12 protein-coding genes and 1 pseudogene are annotated in these 14,016 nt (G+C 61.4%); 5 read left to right on the forward strand and 8 right to left on the reverse strand.

What is annotated here, in order from left to right:
• Positions 1-748: 748 nt before the first annotated feature.
• Positions 749-1,078, reverse strand: a complete 330-nt coding sequence (locus BMY73_RS27080) for a hypothetical protein (RefSeq protein WP_092410966.1) — start codon at positions 1,076-1,078, stop codon at positions 749-751.
• 289 nt (positions 1,079-1,367) lie between these two features.
• On the opposite strand from BMY73_RS27080, the gene BMY73_RS27085 reads away from it, so the two are divergent.
• The 4 genes from BMY73_RS27085 to BMY73_RS27100 are packed head-to-tail and all read left to right on the forward strand — an operon-like array spanning position 1,368 to position 7,739.
• On the forward strand, positions 1,368-2,537 hold the full coding sequence (locus BMY73_RS27085) for an efflux RND transporter periplasmic adaptor subunit (RefSeq protein WP_092410968.1): 1,170 nt from the start codon (positions 1,368-1,370) through the stop codon (positions 2,535-2,537).
• Positions 2,534-5,668 carry a multidrug efflux RND transporter permease subunit gene (locus tag BMY73_RS27090; protein WP_092410970.1) on the forward strand — a complete coding sequence of 1,045 codons (3,135 nt, stop codon included), beginning with the start codon at positions 2,534-2,536 and terminating at the stop codon, positions 5,666-5,668. Before BMY73_RS27085 ends, BMY73_RS27090 begins: the two co-directional genes overlap by 4 nt.
• 39 nt (positions 5,669-5,707) lie before the next feature.
• Complete coding sequence (locus tag BMY73_RS27095; RefSeq protein WP_092410972.1) at positions 5,708-6,385, forward strand: heavy metal response regulator transcription factor; 678 nt, start codon at positions 5,708-5,710, stop codon at positions 6,383-6,385.
• The gene (locus BMY73_RS27100; protein WP_092410974.1) at positions 6,375-7,739 is read left to right on the forward strand and encodes a heavy metal sensor histidine kinase; all 1,365 of its coding nucleotides are present in this window, start codon (positions 6,375-6,377) and stop codon (positions 7,737-7,739) included. The genes BMY73_RS27095 and BMY73_RS27100 overlap by 11 nt, the downstream gene beginning before the upstream one ends.
• A 150-nt stretch (positions 7,740-7,889) precedes the next feature.
• On the opposite strand, the gene BMY73_RS27105 is transcribed toward BMY73_RS27100, so the two are convergent.
• From BMY73_RS27105 to pmbA, 5 genes are all read right to left on the reverse strand, one after another.
• On the reverse strand, positions 7,890-8,228 hold the full coding sequence (locus BMY73_RS27105) for a zinc ribbon domain-containing protein YjdM (RefSeq protein WP_175500254.1): 339 nt from the start codon (positions 8,226-8,228) through the stop codon (positions 7,890-7,892).
• A 99-nt stretch (positions 8,229-8,327) separates the two neighbouring features.
• Entirely contained in the window at positions 8,328-9,215 is an 888-nt protein-coding gene (locus BMY73_RS27110; protein WP_092410976.1) for a ZIP family metal transporter, read from the reverse strand.
• A gap of 25 nt (positions 9,216-9,240) precedes the next feature.
• The gene (locus tag BMY73_RS27115) at positions 9,241-9,852 is read right to left on the reverse strand and encodes a superoxide dismutase (protein WP_092410978.1); all 612 of its coding nucleotides are present in this window, start codon (positions 9,850-9,852) and stop codon (positions 9,241-9,243) included.
• A 1-nt stretch (position 9,853) separates the two neighbouring features.
• Positions 9,854-10,315: a hypothetical protein gene (locus BMY73_RS27120; protein WP_062388585.1), complete on the reverse strand. Its 462-nt coding sequence runs from the start codon at positions 10,313-10,315 to the stop codon at positions 9,854-9,856.
• Between the two features lie 448 nt (positions 10,316-10,763).
• Positions 10,764-12,110, reverse strand: coding sequence for a metalloprotease PmbA (pmbA, locus tag BMY73_RS27125; protein ID WP_092410980.1), 1,347 nt, complete (start codon positions 12,108-12,110; stop codon positions 10,764-10,766).
• 107 nt (positions 12,111-12,217) lie between these two features.
• Between pmbA and yjgA the strand changes: the two genes are divergently transcribed.
• A complete protein-coding gene (gene yjgA / locus BMY73_RS27130) occupies positions 12,218-12,739 on the forward strand; it encodes a ribosome biogenesis factor YjgA (protein WP_074755982.1) in 522 nt (173 codons plus the stop codon).
• Positions 12,740-12,872: 133 nt separating this feature from the next.
• Here the strand turns inward: yjgA and BMY73_RS27135 are convergent.
• Together BMY73_RS27135 and BMY73_RS27140 are read right to left on the reverse strand one after the other, a co-directional pair.
• Positions 12,873-13,703 (reverse strand): annotated as a pseudogene (locus tag BMY73_RS27135) (metallopeptidase TldD-related protein); the annotation flags it as partial.
• Between the two features lie 25 nt (positions 13,704-13,728).
• Positions 13,729-14,016 (reverse strand): transposase (locus tag BMY73_RS27140; RefSeq protein ID WP_139214291.1); only part of this gene is annotated, 288 nt, incomplete at its 5' end.

A 14,016-nucleotide genomic window follows, 5' to 3' on the forward strand; every position in this document is an offset into this window, starting at 1 on the left:
ACACCGCATGCACCGGGTTTGCTGCCGGTTCCCGGCAGATCGCGGGACAAGCCGCGCTCCTACGCCTTGCGGGCAGAAGCAAGATTGTGCCGGACCGAACCTGCCCTGCGGGCAGAGGCAGTGTCTCGATAAACCCAAGATCGTGATCTTGCGGTATGCCGCATGCTGCTGATTCACGCCGAAACTGTAGGAGCGTGGCTTGTCCCGCGATCTGGCGCGCAGCGGCAGCAAAATCAGGCGACCCGGTTATGCCTGACACTCCGCATGCACCGGGTTTGCTGCCGGTTCCCGGCAGATCGCGGGACAAGCCACGCTCCTACGCCCTGCGGGCAGAAGCAAGATGGTGCCGGACCGAACCTGCCCTGCGGGCAGAAGCAGTGTCTCGCTAAACCCCGGATCGCGATCCGACGGTATGCCGCCGGCTCTTGATTCTGGCCGGAGGCCGTGGGAGCAAGCTTGCTCGCGATCTGCCGCGCAGCGGTAGCAACATCAGGCGACCCGGTTATGCCTGACACTCCGCATGCACCGGGTTTGCTGCCGGTTCCCGGCAGATCGCGGGACAAGCCGCGCTCCTACGCCCGGCGGGCAGAAGCAAGCTTGTGCCTGACCGAACCTGCACTGCGGGCAGAGGCAGTGTCTCGATAAATCCAGGATCGCGATCCGACGGTATGCCGCCTGCCGTTGATTCTGGCCGGAGGCCGCACGCGACCAGGGTGGCGTTTAAGTACAACCCGCTCAACGCATACCGTTACTGGTAATTCAACGTCACAACACCAATGCGCTCACCCGCGATAATCGATGGGCGTTCGACATAGACTGCGGACACCGGCACCCGCTTCCCACCACAGGCGTCGTCGCGCGGGGTGAGTTCCACTGTCAGGTTCTCGTTGACCTTCAGTGTCTTGACGGTATCCGTCTGCCGGGCTGCATCGAGCACCCTCGCGTCACAACCCGCATTGACGATCCTGCCTTGAAACCTCAGAGCGCTCTCTGCCGCCGAAGCGACCGGTCCGGCCAGAACCCAGGCCCCCACCAACGCGAACGAACAAAACACCGAGACTGCCTTTTTACTGTTCATCGCCATACTCCGCAGTGAAGGCCCGCTTTTAGACGTCGAGCCAGGAACAGCCAGCGGTCACAGGAATCGATGTCGGAACTGACGCTATCAAGCCAGATCCCGACGATAGAAAACGGTGCCCTCTCTCTGGCTATCGCCCTGTTGCGCCGTTTCTTTACGCCACTTCATGCTCCGCCCTATTCCAACTGACAATATTGACAGGTAGCAGTCATTTTGCTGACCGGGTCCAGGGGTTATAAAGGAGCCTCTCCATGACCTGCCTCCACCCTTTCGCTGGCGTTATTCCTGAATGCACAAAAAGAGAAACTCCGTGATTGCCGTTGCCGGACTGGCGTTGCTGATTGCGGTCGGCATCGGGGTCTCCACTCGCCCGGCCGAGAAGAAGGTCAACGTCCCTGCGCCCGTGCCGGTTCAGGTGATCAACGTGGTCGAGGAGGACGTGCCGCGCTACGTCACCGGCATCGGCTCGGTGCTGTCGTTGCAAAGTGTGGTGATTCGTCCGCAGGTGGACGGCATCCTGACCCGGTTGTTCGTCAAGGAGGGGCAACAGGTCAAACGGGGGGATTTGCTCGCGACCATCGATGACCGCTCCATACGCGCGGCGCTGGAGCAGGCGAAGGCGCAACTGAGTCAGAGCCAGGCGCAACTGGACATGGCTCAAGTGGACCTCAAGCGCTACAAGTTACTCACCGTCGATAACAGCATTTCCAAACAGCAATACGACCAGCAGCAAGCTCTGGTCAACCAGCTCAAGGCCACCGTGCTGGGCAATCAAGCCTCGATCAATGCGTCACAAGTGCAGCTTTCCTACACCCAGATCCGCTCTCCGGTGACCGGTCGTGTCGGGATTCGCAACGTCGACGAAGGCAACTTCCTGCGGGTCAGCGATGCCATCGGCCTGTTTTCGGTGACTCAGATCGACCCGGTCTCGGTCGAGTTTTCCCTTCCGCAACAGATGCTCCCTACCCTGCACGAGCTGCTCGCCTCGACGACGCCTGCCCCGGTCAATGCCTATCTTGGCGAGGGCGCTACGGGCACGCTGCTGGGCGAAGGCAAACTGTCGCTGATCGACAACCAGGTCGAGGCCGCCACCGGCACCATTCGCGCCAAGGCCACGTTCGACAATGCCGCTGAAAAACTCTGGCCCGGCCAGCTCGTGACGGTGCGTATCCAGACCGCCCTCGATCGCAATGCGCTGAAGGTACCGCCACAAGTGGTACAGCGCGGCATCGATCAGCACTATGTGTACCGCGTCAAAGGCGACAAGGTCGAAGTGGTTCTCGTCAAAGTCGAGTACCAGGACAGCGACCTGATGTTGATCAGCGGGGTCAACGTCAACGACGTCCTGGTCAGCGACGGTCAGTCACGCCTCAAGAACGGATCGAGCATCGAAGTGGTCACGGCGCAGACCGTTGATACGCTGGCGGCTGCCAGCAGTGCAAAAGGGGCGGCGAAATGAAGGGCCACGGTTCGATCTCCGCCTGGTGCGTGAATCATCCGATTGCCACGGTTCTGCTGACCTTCGCGCTGGTGCTGCTGGGGTGTATCGCCTTCCCTCGTCTGCCGGTCGCGCCCTTGCCGGAAGCGGAATTCCCGACCATTCAGGTGTCGGCGAGCTTGCCCGGCGCCAGCCCGGAAACCATGGCGTCGTCGGTGGCCACGCCCCTTGAAGTGCAATTCAGTGCCATTCCCGGCGTGACCCAGATGACGTCGAGCAGTGCGCTGGGCTCCACCAACCTGACCCTGCAATTCACGCTGGACAAAAGCATCGACACGGCGGCTCAGGAAGTGCAGGCGGCCATCAATACGGCGTCGGGCCGGCTGCCCGCCGATCTGCCGACGGCACCGACCTGGCGCAAGCTCAACCCGGCCGACACGCCGGTACTGATCCTCAGCATCAGTTCCAGCCTGATGCCCGGTACCGAGCTGAGTGACATTACCGAGTCCCTGCTGGCACGCCAGCTGAGCCAGATCGACGGTGTCGGTCAGGTCAGCATCACTGGCCAGCAGCGCCCGGCGATTCGCGTTCAGGCGGCACCGGAAAAGCTCGCCTCCCTCGGACTGACCCTGGCGGACCTCAGGGGAACGTTGCAGCAGACCAGTCTCAATCTGGCCAAGGGTGCGCTGTATGGCAAAGACAGCATTTCGACCCTCGCCTCCAACGACCAGTTGTTTCAAGCCAAAGATTACGAAAACCTGATCGTCTCCTACAAGAACGGCGCCCCCGTTCACCTGCGTGATGTCGCGCGGGTGATCAACGGCTCCGAAAACGCCTACGTCAAAGCCTGGTCCGGCGATCAGCAAGGCGTGAACATCGTGGTGTTCCGCCAGCCGGGCGCCAACATCGTCGAGACCGTAGACCGCGTACTCGGCGAACTGCCCCGATTACAGGCAATGCTGCCGGCCTCGGTCGACGTTACGGTGCTCAGCGACCGGACCAAAACCATTCGCGCGTCCCTGCACGAAGTGGAAATGACCTTGATGATCGCCATCATCCTGGTCATCGCGGTCATGGCGCTGTTCCTGCGTCAGCTCTCGGCGACGTTGATCGTGACAGCCGTGCTGGGCGTTTCCCTGGTCGCCAGCTTTGCCCTCATGTACGTGCTTGGATTCAGCCTCAACAACCTGACGCTGGTGGCCATTGTGGTGGCCGTCGGCTTTGTGGTCGACGACGCCATTGTGGTCGTGGAGAACATCCACCGACACCTCGAAGCGGGCGAAAGCATGCGTGACGCGGCCATCAAGGGTGCAGGCGAGATCGGCTTCACCGTGGTGTCCATCAGCTTCTCGTTGATTGCGGCGTTCATTCCGCTGCTGTTCATGGGCGGCGTCGTCGGGCGGCTGTTCAAGGAGTTCGCCCTGACGGCAACGTCCACCATTCTGATTTCGGTGTTGGTGTCCCTGACGTTGGCACCGACCCTGGCCGCGCTGTTCATGCGTGCGCCCAAACATGACGCACATGCCAACCCCGGCTTCGGTGAAAAACTGTTGGCGCAGTACGCCCGTGGCGTACGTTTCGCCCTCGCCCATCAGCGCCTGATGCTCGGCATTTTCGGCCTGACGCTGGTTCTCGCGGTGGCCGGTTATGTGTTGATCCCCAAAGGCTTCTTCCCGGTTCAAGACACCGGCATGGTGTTGGGCACCAGTGAGGCGGCGGCGGACATTTCGTACCCCGACATGGTCGAGAAACACAAACAACTGGCGAAAATCATCGCCGCCGACCCGGCCGTCAGAGCGTTCTCTCACTCGGTGGGCGTCAGCGGCAGCAACCAGACCATCGCCAACGGCCGGGTCTGGATTGCGTTGAAAGACCGCGGCGACCGCGATGTATCGGCCAGTCAGTTCATCGATCGCATCCGGCCCAAGCTGGCAAAAATTCCAGGCATCGTCCTCTACCTGCGCGCGGGTCAGGACATCAACCTGAGTTCCGGGCCGAGCCGTGCGCAGTACCAGTACGTGCTCAAAAGCAACAATGGCGCACTGCTGAACGAGTGGACGCAGAAACTGACGGAAAAGCTGCGTTCGATTCCCGCCTTCCGCGACCTGTCCAACGACCTGCAACTGGGCGGCAGCGTGACGCATCTGGACATTGACCGCAGCGCCGCCGCACGCTTCGGGCTGACCACGGCGGATGTCGATCAGGCGCTGTACGACGCGTTCGGCCAGCGCCAGATCAACGAATACCAGACCGACATCAACCAGTACAAAGTGATTCTGGAGCTTGAACCGCAGCAGCGCGGCAAAGCCGAGAGCCTGAACTACTTCTATCTGCGCTCGCCGCTGACCAACGAAATGGTGCCGCTGTCGGCGCTCGCCAAGGTCGGTGCGCCGAAGATGGGGCCTTTGTCGATCGCCCACGATGGCATGTTCCCGGCCGCCAACCTGTCATTCAACCTCTCGGCAGGTGTCGCGCTGGGTGACGCGGTGCGCTTGCTCGATCAGGCCAAGAACGAGATCGGCATGCCCGCCTCGATCATCGGCAACTTCCAGGGCGCCGCGCAGGCGTTTCAGAGCTCGCTCGCCAACCAGCCCTGGCTGATCCTGGCGGCGTTGGTGGCGGTGTACATCATTCTGGGCGTGCTGTATGAAAGCTTCGTGCACCCGCTGACGATCATCTCCACCCTGCCCTCGGCCGGCATCGGCGCGCTGTTGCTGCTGTGGTTGATGGGACAGGATTTCTCGATCATGGGCTTGATCGGTATCGTGTTGTTGATCGGTATCGTCAAGAAAAACGGCATCCTGCTGGTGGACTTCGCCCTCGAAGGGCAGCGGCAGCGTGGCCTGTCCCCGCAGGACGCCATTTATGAGGCGTGTCTGACGCGCTTCCGGCCGATCATCATGACCACCCTGGCGGCGCTGCTGGGCGCACTGCCGCTGATGCTCGGCTATGGTGTCGGTGCCGAGCTGCGTCAACCGCTGGGCATCGCGGTCGTCGGTGGTTTGCTGGTGAGTCAGGCGTTGACGCTGTTCACAACGCCGGTGATCTACCTGCAACTGGAGCGACTGTTTCACCGCCGGCACCCGACCGCCACGCCACCGCCCGCACCGACGGAGAACAAGCCGACGGCGATGCTGGTGGCTGAAAAGTAAGCACCCGACAGCCAGAATCGAATAAGTGAGCGTGGACCGATGCGTGTCCTGATTATCGAAGACGAAGAGAAGACCGCCGACTATCTGCATCGCGGTCTGACGGAACAGGGTTACACCACGGACGTTGCCCGGGACGGCATCGAAGGGCTGCACATGGCGCTGGAAAGCGACTACGCCGTGATCGTTCTGGATGTCATGCTGCCGGGCCTGGACGGGTACGGCGTGCTGCGCGCCTTGCGAGCGCGCAAGCAGACGCCGGTGATCATGCTCACCGCCCGGGAAAACGTCGATGACCGCATCCGTGGCCTGCGTGAGGGCGCCGACGACTATCTGGGCAAACCCTTTTCGTTCCTGGAACTGGTCGCCCGCTTGCAGGCTTTGACCCGCCGCAGCGGCGGCCATGAGCCAGTGCAGATCAGCGTCGCCGACCTGTGGATCGACCTGATCAGTCGCAAGGCCACCCGTTCCGGCGCTCGCCTGGACCTGACGGCCAAGGAGTTTTCGCTGCTCAGTGTGTTGGCCCGGCGTCAGGGCGAGATCCTGTCCAAGACCTCGATTGCCGAGATGGTCTGGGACATCAACTTCGACAGCGACGCGAACGTTGTCGAGGTGGCGATCAAACGCCTGCGCGCCAAGCTTGATGGCCCGTTCGAACAGAAGCTGCTGCACACGATTCGGGGCATGGGGTACGTGCTGGAGAGCCGCCGTGTCGACTAACTCCATCGCCCTGCGCCTGAGCGGGATGTTCGCGCTGGTGGCGCTGTTGGTGTTCCTGCTGATCGGCTGGGCCTTGTACCTGCAAGTGGACAAGGGGCTGGGTCTGCTGCCGGAAGCCGAGGTGGACGCGCGTTACAGCGTGCTGGAATCCGCCGTGCAGCGTTACGGCACGCCCGAGCACTGGGTCAAGATAAACGCCAAGCTCAGGCTGCTCAGCGAAGAGGACAAACGGTTGCGGTTCTGGGTGGTGAGCGACAACCCGACCTATGAGTTCGGCAATCCCGACGCGCAGATTCGTGCGTTCGCCAACGGCCCGTTGGGCATGCGTGATTTGAAACTGAAGGATCGCGACTACCCGTTCAAAGTGCTGGTCAGCCAGTTTCCGGCCAAGGACCAACGGCCACCGCTGCGTTTTCTGACTGCCATCGACACCGAGACGTTCTGGCAGACCCAGCATTCGTTGCTGATCGCGTTGATCAGCCTGGCCGCCGTCGGTATCGCGCTGGCGTCGGCGCTGGGTTACTGGGTCGCGCGCATCGGCCTCAAGCCCTTGCTCGATCTGTCGCTGGAGGCGCAAAAACTGGCGCCGCCACGCTTGTCCGGGCGTTTACAGCTATCACCGCTGCCGCCTGAGCTGGACCAGTTCGTGACCTCGTTCAATTCCACGCTCGAGCGCGTCGAGCAGGCCTATTCCCGCCTGGAATCGTTCAACGCCGACGTGGCCCACGAGTTACGGTCGCCGCTGACCAACCTGATCGGCCAGACCCAGGTGGCGCTGACCCGTGGACGCTCCGCCGAGCATTACTTCGAGGTCTTGCAATCGAACCTGGAAGAGCTCGAACGGCTGCGCTCGATCATCAATGACATGCTCTTCCTGGCCAGCGCCGATCAGGGCAGCAAAGCCACCGAACTGACTCAGTCTTCGCTGGCGGAGGAAGTCGCAACGACGCTGGATTATCTGGATTTCATTCTCGAAGACGCGCAGGTCCAGGTTCAGGTGCGTGGCGATGCGCAAGTGCCGTTCGAGAAGGCCCACTTGCGACGCGCGCTGATCAACCTGCTGCACAACGCGGTTCAACACACCTCGCCCGGGCAGGTGATTCATGTGGACATCGAAGATGAACGCGATCACGTCAGCATCAGTGTGACCAACCCCGGCGCGCAGATTTCCGGCGAACACCTGCCCAAGCTCTTCGAGCGTTTTTATCGGGTGGATGCGTCACGCAGCAACAGCGGCGCCAATCATGGCCTGGGGCTGGCCATCGTCAAAGCGATTGCCTTGATGCACGGCGGAACCGTGTTTGCGCGCAGTGAGCACGGGGAGAATACGTTCGGGATCAATTTGCCGAGTTGATGGGCGGCGGCCCAGCGGGCTGACGCGGTTCCCTGTGGGAGCGAGCTTGCTCGCGAACTGACGCGCCGCCGACTAATAACCGTCGACCGCAAATGCCGCCTTAGCGAGCAAGCTCGTTCCCACAGGGTTCATGCGGTGATGAAACGAGCATCACCCCTTCTTCACAAACTCCGACTTCAGCTTCATCGCGCCGATGCCGTCGATCTTGCAGTCGATGTCGTGGTCGCCGTCGACCAGACGGATGTTCTTGACCTTGGTGCCGACCTTGACCACCAGCGAGGAACCTTTGACTTTCAGGTCCTTGATGACGGTGACGGTGTCGCCGTCCTGCAGCGTATTGCCGACGGCGTCCTTGATGACTTTGACGTCATCACTCGCCTCGGCGACGCCATCGGCGGACCACTCATGGGCGCATTCCGGGCAGACGAGCTGAGTGCCGTCTTCGTAGGTGTACTCGGAACTGCATTTTGGGCACGGCGGTAAGCTCACGGCGGATCTCGCATCAGGTTGGAATAGGCGCAGGATTATAAGGGTTTTTAGCGCGAGAGAGCACGTGGCGGCTGACAATGCCTTTAATCCAGGCGGGTGTCAGGCCAACGCCGTATCCATCACCATCATCAGGCAGAAGCCCGCCAGCAGCCCGAAACTGGCGATCTTGTCGTGCCCGTTACGGCGTGATTCAGGGATGATTTCGTGGATTACGACCAACAGCATGGCTCCGGCGGCCAGCGCCAGACCGAGCGGCAACAGCAGCGCGGCAACTTCCACGAGCCAGGCGCAGAGCACGGCGAAAACCGGCTCGACCAGCCCCGAGGCCGCACCGATCAAAAAGGCATTCAGGCGTGACATGCCCGCTCCCGCCAGTACCAGCGCGATCACCAGGCCTTCCGGCACGTCTTGCAACGCAATGCCCATAGCCAGGCTGTCGGCATGCGCCAGACCGCCGCCCGCCGAGACGCCCACTGCCATGCCCTCCGGAATGTTGTGAGCGATGATCGCGATCACGAACAGCCAGATGTTCGACGGGATCGCCGGTTTTTCCGTAACGCCCGCCCCGGTCGTGCCCTGGGCAACCAGCCTGTCGACGATGAACAACCCCACGGCGCCCGCGAGAATTCCGACACTGATGAGCGCACCTGCGCCCCACGCAGAGAAGCCCAGGCCTTGAGCAGCGCCCAGTCCCGGCACGATCAGAGAGAACGCCGTGGCGGCAAGCATGATGCCCGCGCCGAAGCCGAGCAACCCGTCGGACACCGCCACCGGCATCCGACGAATCACCAACACCGGTATGGCGCCGAGGGCGGTGCCCAAGGCGCACAGCGCTCCGCCTTCCAGCGCCCTCAATATCCGGGGTTCGAGGCTCAACCATGAGAGCCCCTGAGCGACGAGCAAACCCGTTCCCACCAGTAACAGAATCGAACCGATGGCCAGACGCAACAGGCGTACGCTGCTGAGGGTGAGGATATCCGAGGGCATAGGGTGTCTACTTCTCGTCTGGGCGTTAAGCCAACGCGTCTGCGTAGCGTTTGGCGACTTCATCCCAGTTCACGACGTTATAAAACGCAGCGATGTATTCCGGGCGACGGTTCTGATAGCGCAAGTAGTAGGCGTGCTCCCAGACGTCCAGCCCGAGGATAGGCGTGTGGCCGCTCATCAGCGGACTGTCCTGGTTGCCGCTGCTCTCCACGATCAGTTTCTTGTCCGGGGTCACGCTCAGCCAGGCCCAGCCACTGCCGAAGCGGGTCAGTGCGGCTTTGGTGAACGCTTCTTTGAAGGCGTCCATACCGCCCAGTTGCTGGTCGATGGCCTCGGCCAGCGCGCCCCTTGGCAAGCCGCCACCGGCAGGACTCATGACCTCCCAGAACAGCGAGTGGTTGGCGTGACCGCCGCCCTGGTTGATCACGGCCGGACGCAGTTTTTCAGGTAACTGCGCGACACGGGCGACCAGTTTTTCGATCGGCCATTCGGCGTACTCGGTGCCCTCGACGGCGGCATTGAGGTTGTTGATGTAGGTCTGGTGGTGCTTGGTGTAGTGGATTTCCATGGTCTGCGCATCGATGTGCGGCTCCAGGGCATCGTAGGCATACGGCAAGGCAGGCAATGTATACGGCATTTCAATGGACTCCAAAAGACAAGGTGCCGGCGGCCGCGGCATTACGCTGAAGCGCCGAGCGTGAGTGTTCGCCGCTGCTGTTGAGCAGGCGTCGGGTACGTGGGTATTCACCGTGTTCACTGATGAAGCCCAACAGTTCGCTGTAGGTCTTGTGGCTATGCCGGAACGCGGCTTGGCGCAATGCAGGCGTCAGTTGCGGGTTCTGGATCACCTGCAGCAGGCGTTGATGCGCGGCACAGAGGTACTCGGCGCTCTCCTCCGGCTGGTGCAGGCTCAGGTGCAGATCGGCCAGGTTGTGGTGGGAAATGACGAACGCGGCCATCGCCTCATCGGGGTCGTTCCAGCGCTCAAGCAGGACCTGCGCAAGGGCCAAGGCTTGCAGATACAGTTCTCGGGCGTCGATCAGGTCGCCACGGTTGAAACAGCTATTGCCTTTCAGAATCGTGCTTTTCCAATGCTCCATGGCGTGCCCTCCACAGGCGTTAGCGCTGCCGGTCAGATATGCCGGTCGTGAGTTTTTCCGGAATGAGCAGTGCTCACAGGCTCAGCGCACGCCAGGTTTTCAGATACGGCGGTTTCTGCAGAGCAGCACCCATCAACGAATCTCACCCAGCGAATGATATTCATTATTAAATGAGTTCAAGAATCAAAACAACCCCGGTATTGGGACGATATTGGCGCGAGGACGCAAAATCGAGGGACGACAACAATCTCTGTGGGAGCTGCTGGAGGTTACGACGGTGGCGAAAGCGGTGTGTCAGACGTACCGATTTCGCCACCGTCGTAACCTCCGGCAGCTCCCACAGGTTCCGGCCATCACGAGGTTTCAGCAGAAGATACCGAGCGCACGCGCATGAAAAAGGCCTGCACGAGGCAGGCCTTTGGGTCATGCAGTTGAACGCAGGAAGCAATCAGCTCCCCGCCACCATCATCTTCTCGATCAACACGGAACCCGTGCGGATGTTGCTGCGCAGTTCGAGGTCGCTGCCCACGGCCACGATCTGCTTGAACATGTCCTTCATGTTGCCGGCGATGGTCACTTCCTGAACCGGGAACTGGATTTCGCCGTTCTCGACCCAGAAACCCGCCGCGCCGCGTGAATAGTCGCCGGTGACCATGTTCAGCCCACTGCCCATCAATTCGGTGACCAACAGACCGCGACCCATGCGGCGTATCAGCGCGGCCTGGTCTTCGGTGCCATGGGAGACGAACAGGTTGTGCACGCCGCCCGCGTTGGCGGTGCTGGGCAGGCCCAGTTTGCGGCCCGAGTAGGTGCTCAGAATGTATGACACCAGCTCACCGTTCTCGACGAAGGGTTTGGCGTAGGTGGCGAGGCCGTCACCGTCGAACGCCGAGCTGCCCATGGCGCGCATCAAATGCGGACGCTCGTCGATGGTCATCCACTCGGGGAACAGTCGCTGACCGATGGCGCCTTCCAGGAACGACGACTTGCGGTACAGGTTGCCGCCCGAAATGGCGCCCAGGAAACTGCCGAACAGGCCGCCCGCCAGCTCCGCCGAGAACAGCACCGGCACTTCGCAGGTCGGCACCGGGCGCGCGCCCAGCCGACTCGCGGCACGCTCGGCAGCTTTCTTGCCGATGTCTCTGGCGTCCATCAACAGCTCGCCCTGACGGTTAACGTCGTACCAGTAGTCGCGCTGCATCTGGCCGTCTTTCTCGGCGATCATGACGCAGCTCAAGCTGTGACGGGTCGAGGCGTAACCGCCAATGAAACCGTGGCTGTTGCCATACACGCGGCAGCCCTGATGCACATTGAGCGTCGTGCCATCAGCGTTCTTGATCCGGCTGTCGGCGTCAAACGCGGCGGCTTCACAGATCAGCGCCTTTTCAATCGCTTGCTCGGGCGTGATGTCCCAAGGGTGGAACAGGTCGAAATCCGGCTGTTCCTTGGCCATCAAAGCGGCATCGGCCAGCCCCGAACTTTCGTCTTCGGAGGTGTGTTTGGCGATGGCCAACGCAGCGGCAACGGTTTCGCGGATCGCATCCGGCCCACTGGCAGATGTGCTGGCCGAGCCCTTGCGATGGCCGACATACAAGGTGATGCCAAAACCCTGGTCGCGGTTGAACTCGACGGTTTCGACTTCGCGCTGGCGAACCGACGTCGACAGTCCCTGCTCCAGCGACACCGCGACTTCACAAGCGGTCGCGCCCTGACGCCTGGCTTCGGCGACGATCTGCTCGACCTGTTGTTGCAGTGCCGGCAAGGCCTGCGGGCCGACGCTTTCTGATGCACTCATGACGTTCTCCATCAAATTCCGGTTTCGGCACTGACCAAGTGCCCACTGGGCCGGACAATTGGCCCCTGACTGGTTATCATGGCGGCGTTTATTTGCGGACGGCCCCCATGGTTGATTCTTACGACGACTCCTTTGACGGAGAGAAAAGCAAAACCCAGATCAAAAAAGAGCTGCACGCTCTGGTGGATCTGGGCGAACGCTTGACGACATTCAAGCCCGATGTGCTGGCCAAGCTGCCCCTGACCGATGAGCTGCGTCGGGCACTGGCCGATGCTCCCAAGCACACCGCGCACATTGCGCGCAAACGCCACATTTCCTTCATTGGCCGGCTGATGCGAGATCAGAACCTGGATGAAATCCTGGTCCTGCTCGATCAACTCGATGCCTCCACGCGCCAGTACAACGAGCGCTTTCATAACCTGGAGCGCTGGCGTGACCGTCTGGTGACCGGTACCGATGACGTCCTCGAACAGTTCGTCAATGAATACCCGGAAGCCGACCGTCAGCAACTGCGCTCCCTGATCCGTCAGGCCCAGCACGAGGCCAAGCAGAACAAGGCCCCTACTGCGACCCGCAAAATCTTCAAATACATCCGCGAACTGGACGAAACCAAACGCGGACTGCGTTAAACCTGTATCGCGCCTGTAGGAGCGCGCTTGCCCGCGAAGGCGGTGTGTCAGTCGACATCAAGGTGTCTGGCCTGACGCTATCGTCCGAATGCGGCCCAGAGCAAGCGCGCTCCTACAGGTGCAATGTCGCTCCTTACCCGCCTGTGCCGCCGACCGTAATCGCATCGATCTTCAGCGTCGGCTGACCCACACCGACCGGCACCGACTGCCCATCCTTGCCGCAGGTGCCCACACCGCTGTCCAGCGACAGGTCGTTGCCGACCATCGACACCCGGCTCATGCACTCAGGACCGTTACCGATCAAGGTGGCGCCCTTGACAGGCGTGGTGATTTTTCCGTCCTCGATCAAATACGCTTCGCTGGTGGAGAACACGAATTTGCCACTGGTGATGTCGACCTGACCACCGCCGAGGTTGGCGCAGTAGATGCCTTTCTTCACCGACGCGATGATTTCCGCCGGATCGCTCTGGCCGCCGAGCATGTAAGTGTTGGTCATGCGCGGCATCGGCAGATGCGCGTAGGACTCGCGCCGGCCGTTACCGGTGCGCGCGACGCCCATCAGGCGCGCGTTGAGCTTGTCCTGCATGTAGCCTTTCAATACACCGTTCTCGATCAGGGTGGTGCACTCGGTCGGCACGCCCTCGTCATCGACACTCAGTGAGCCACGACGACCGGCCAGTGTGCCGTCATCGACAATGGTGCAGAGTTTGGAAGCAACCATTTCGCCCATGCGACCGCTGTAGGCCGAGCTGCCCTTGCGGTTGAAATCGCCTTCCAGACCGTGGCCCACGGCTTCGTGCAGCAGCACACCGGACCAGCCGGAACCCAGCACGACAGGCAGCGTTCCGGCCGGGGCGGGAACGGCTTCCAGGTTGACCAGCGCCTGGCGCAGCGCTTCACGGGCGTAGCCCATGGCGCGGTCTTCGGTCAGGAAATAACGGTAATCGGTACGCCCACCGCCGCCATCACTAGTGTCCGGTAAATATGTTTCATAGTTGAAGGCTGCCCTGAGCAGCCTTCAACTGATCCTGTTCCTGTCGTCGTCGGTCTTTGAATTCCTGGGTAGCAGGCCGTTCATGCAAGGCATAAGCGATACGAACCGTCAGCTCAAACAACGAGCCCTGAAACCCTGAGCGGCGGTGGAACAGGTGCAACAACAGATAGCTGATCAAGGCGCTGTAGATCTGCAGGCGCACGGCGTTTTCGGAGAAGGCATAGAAGCGTTTGAGTTTCAGATGTTGCTTGATCCACTTGAAAAACAGCTCGATCCTCCAGCG

Origin of the sequence: Pseudomonas sp. NFACC02, assembly GCF_900110765.1 — a bacterium.
In the GTDB taxonomy this organism is placed as follows: Bacteria; Pseudomonadota; Gammaproteobacteria; order Pseudomonadales; family Pseudomonadaceae; genus Aquipseudomonas.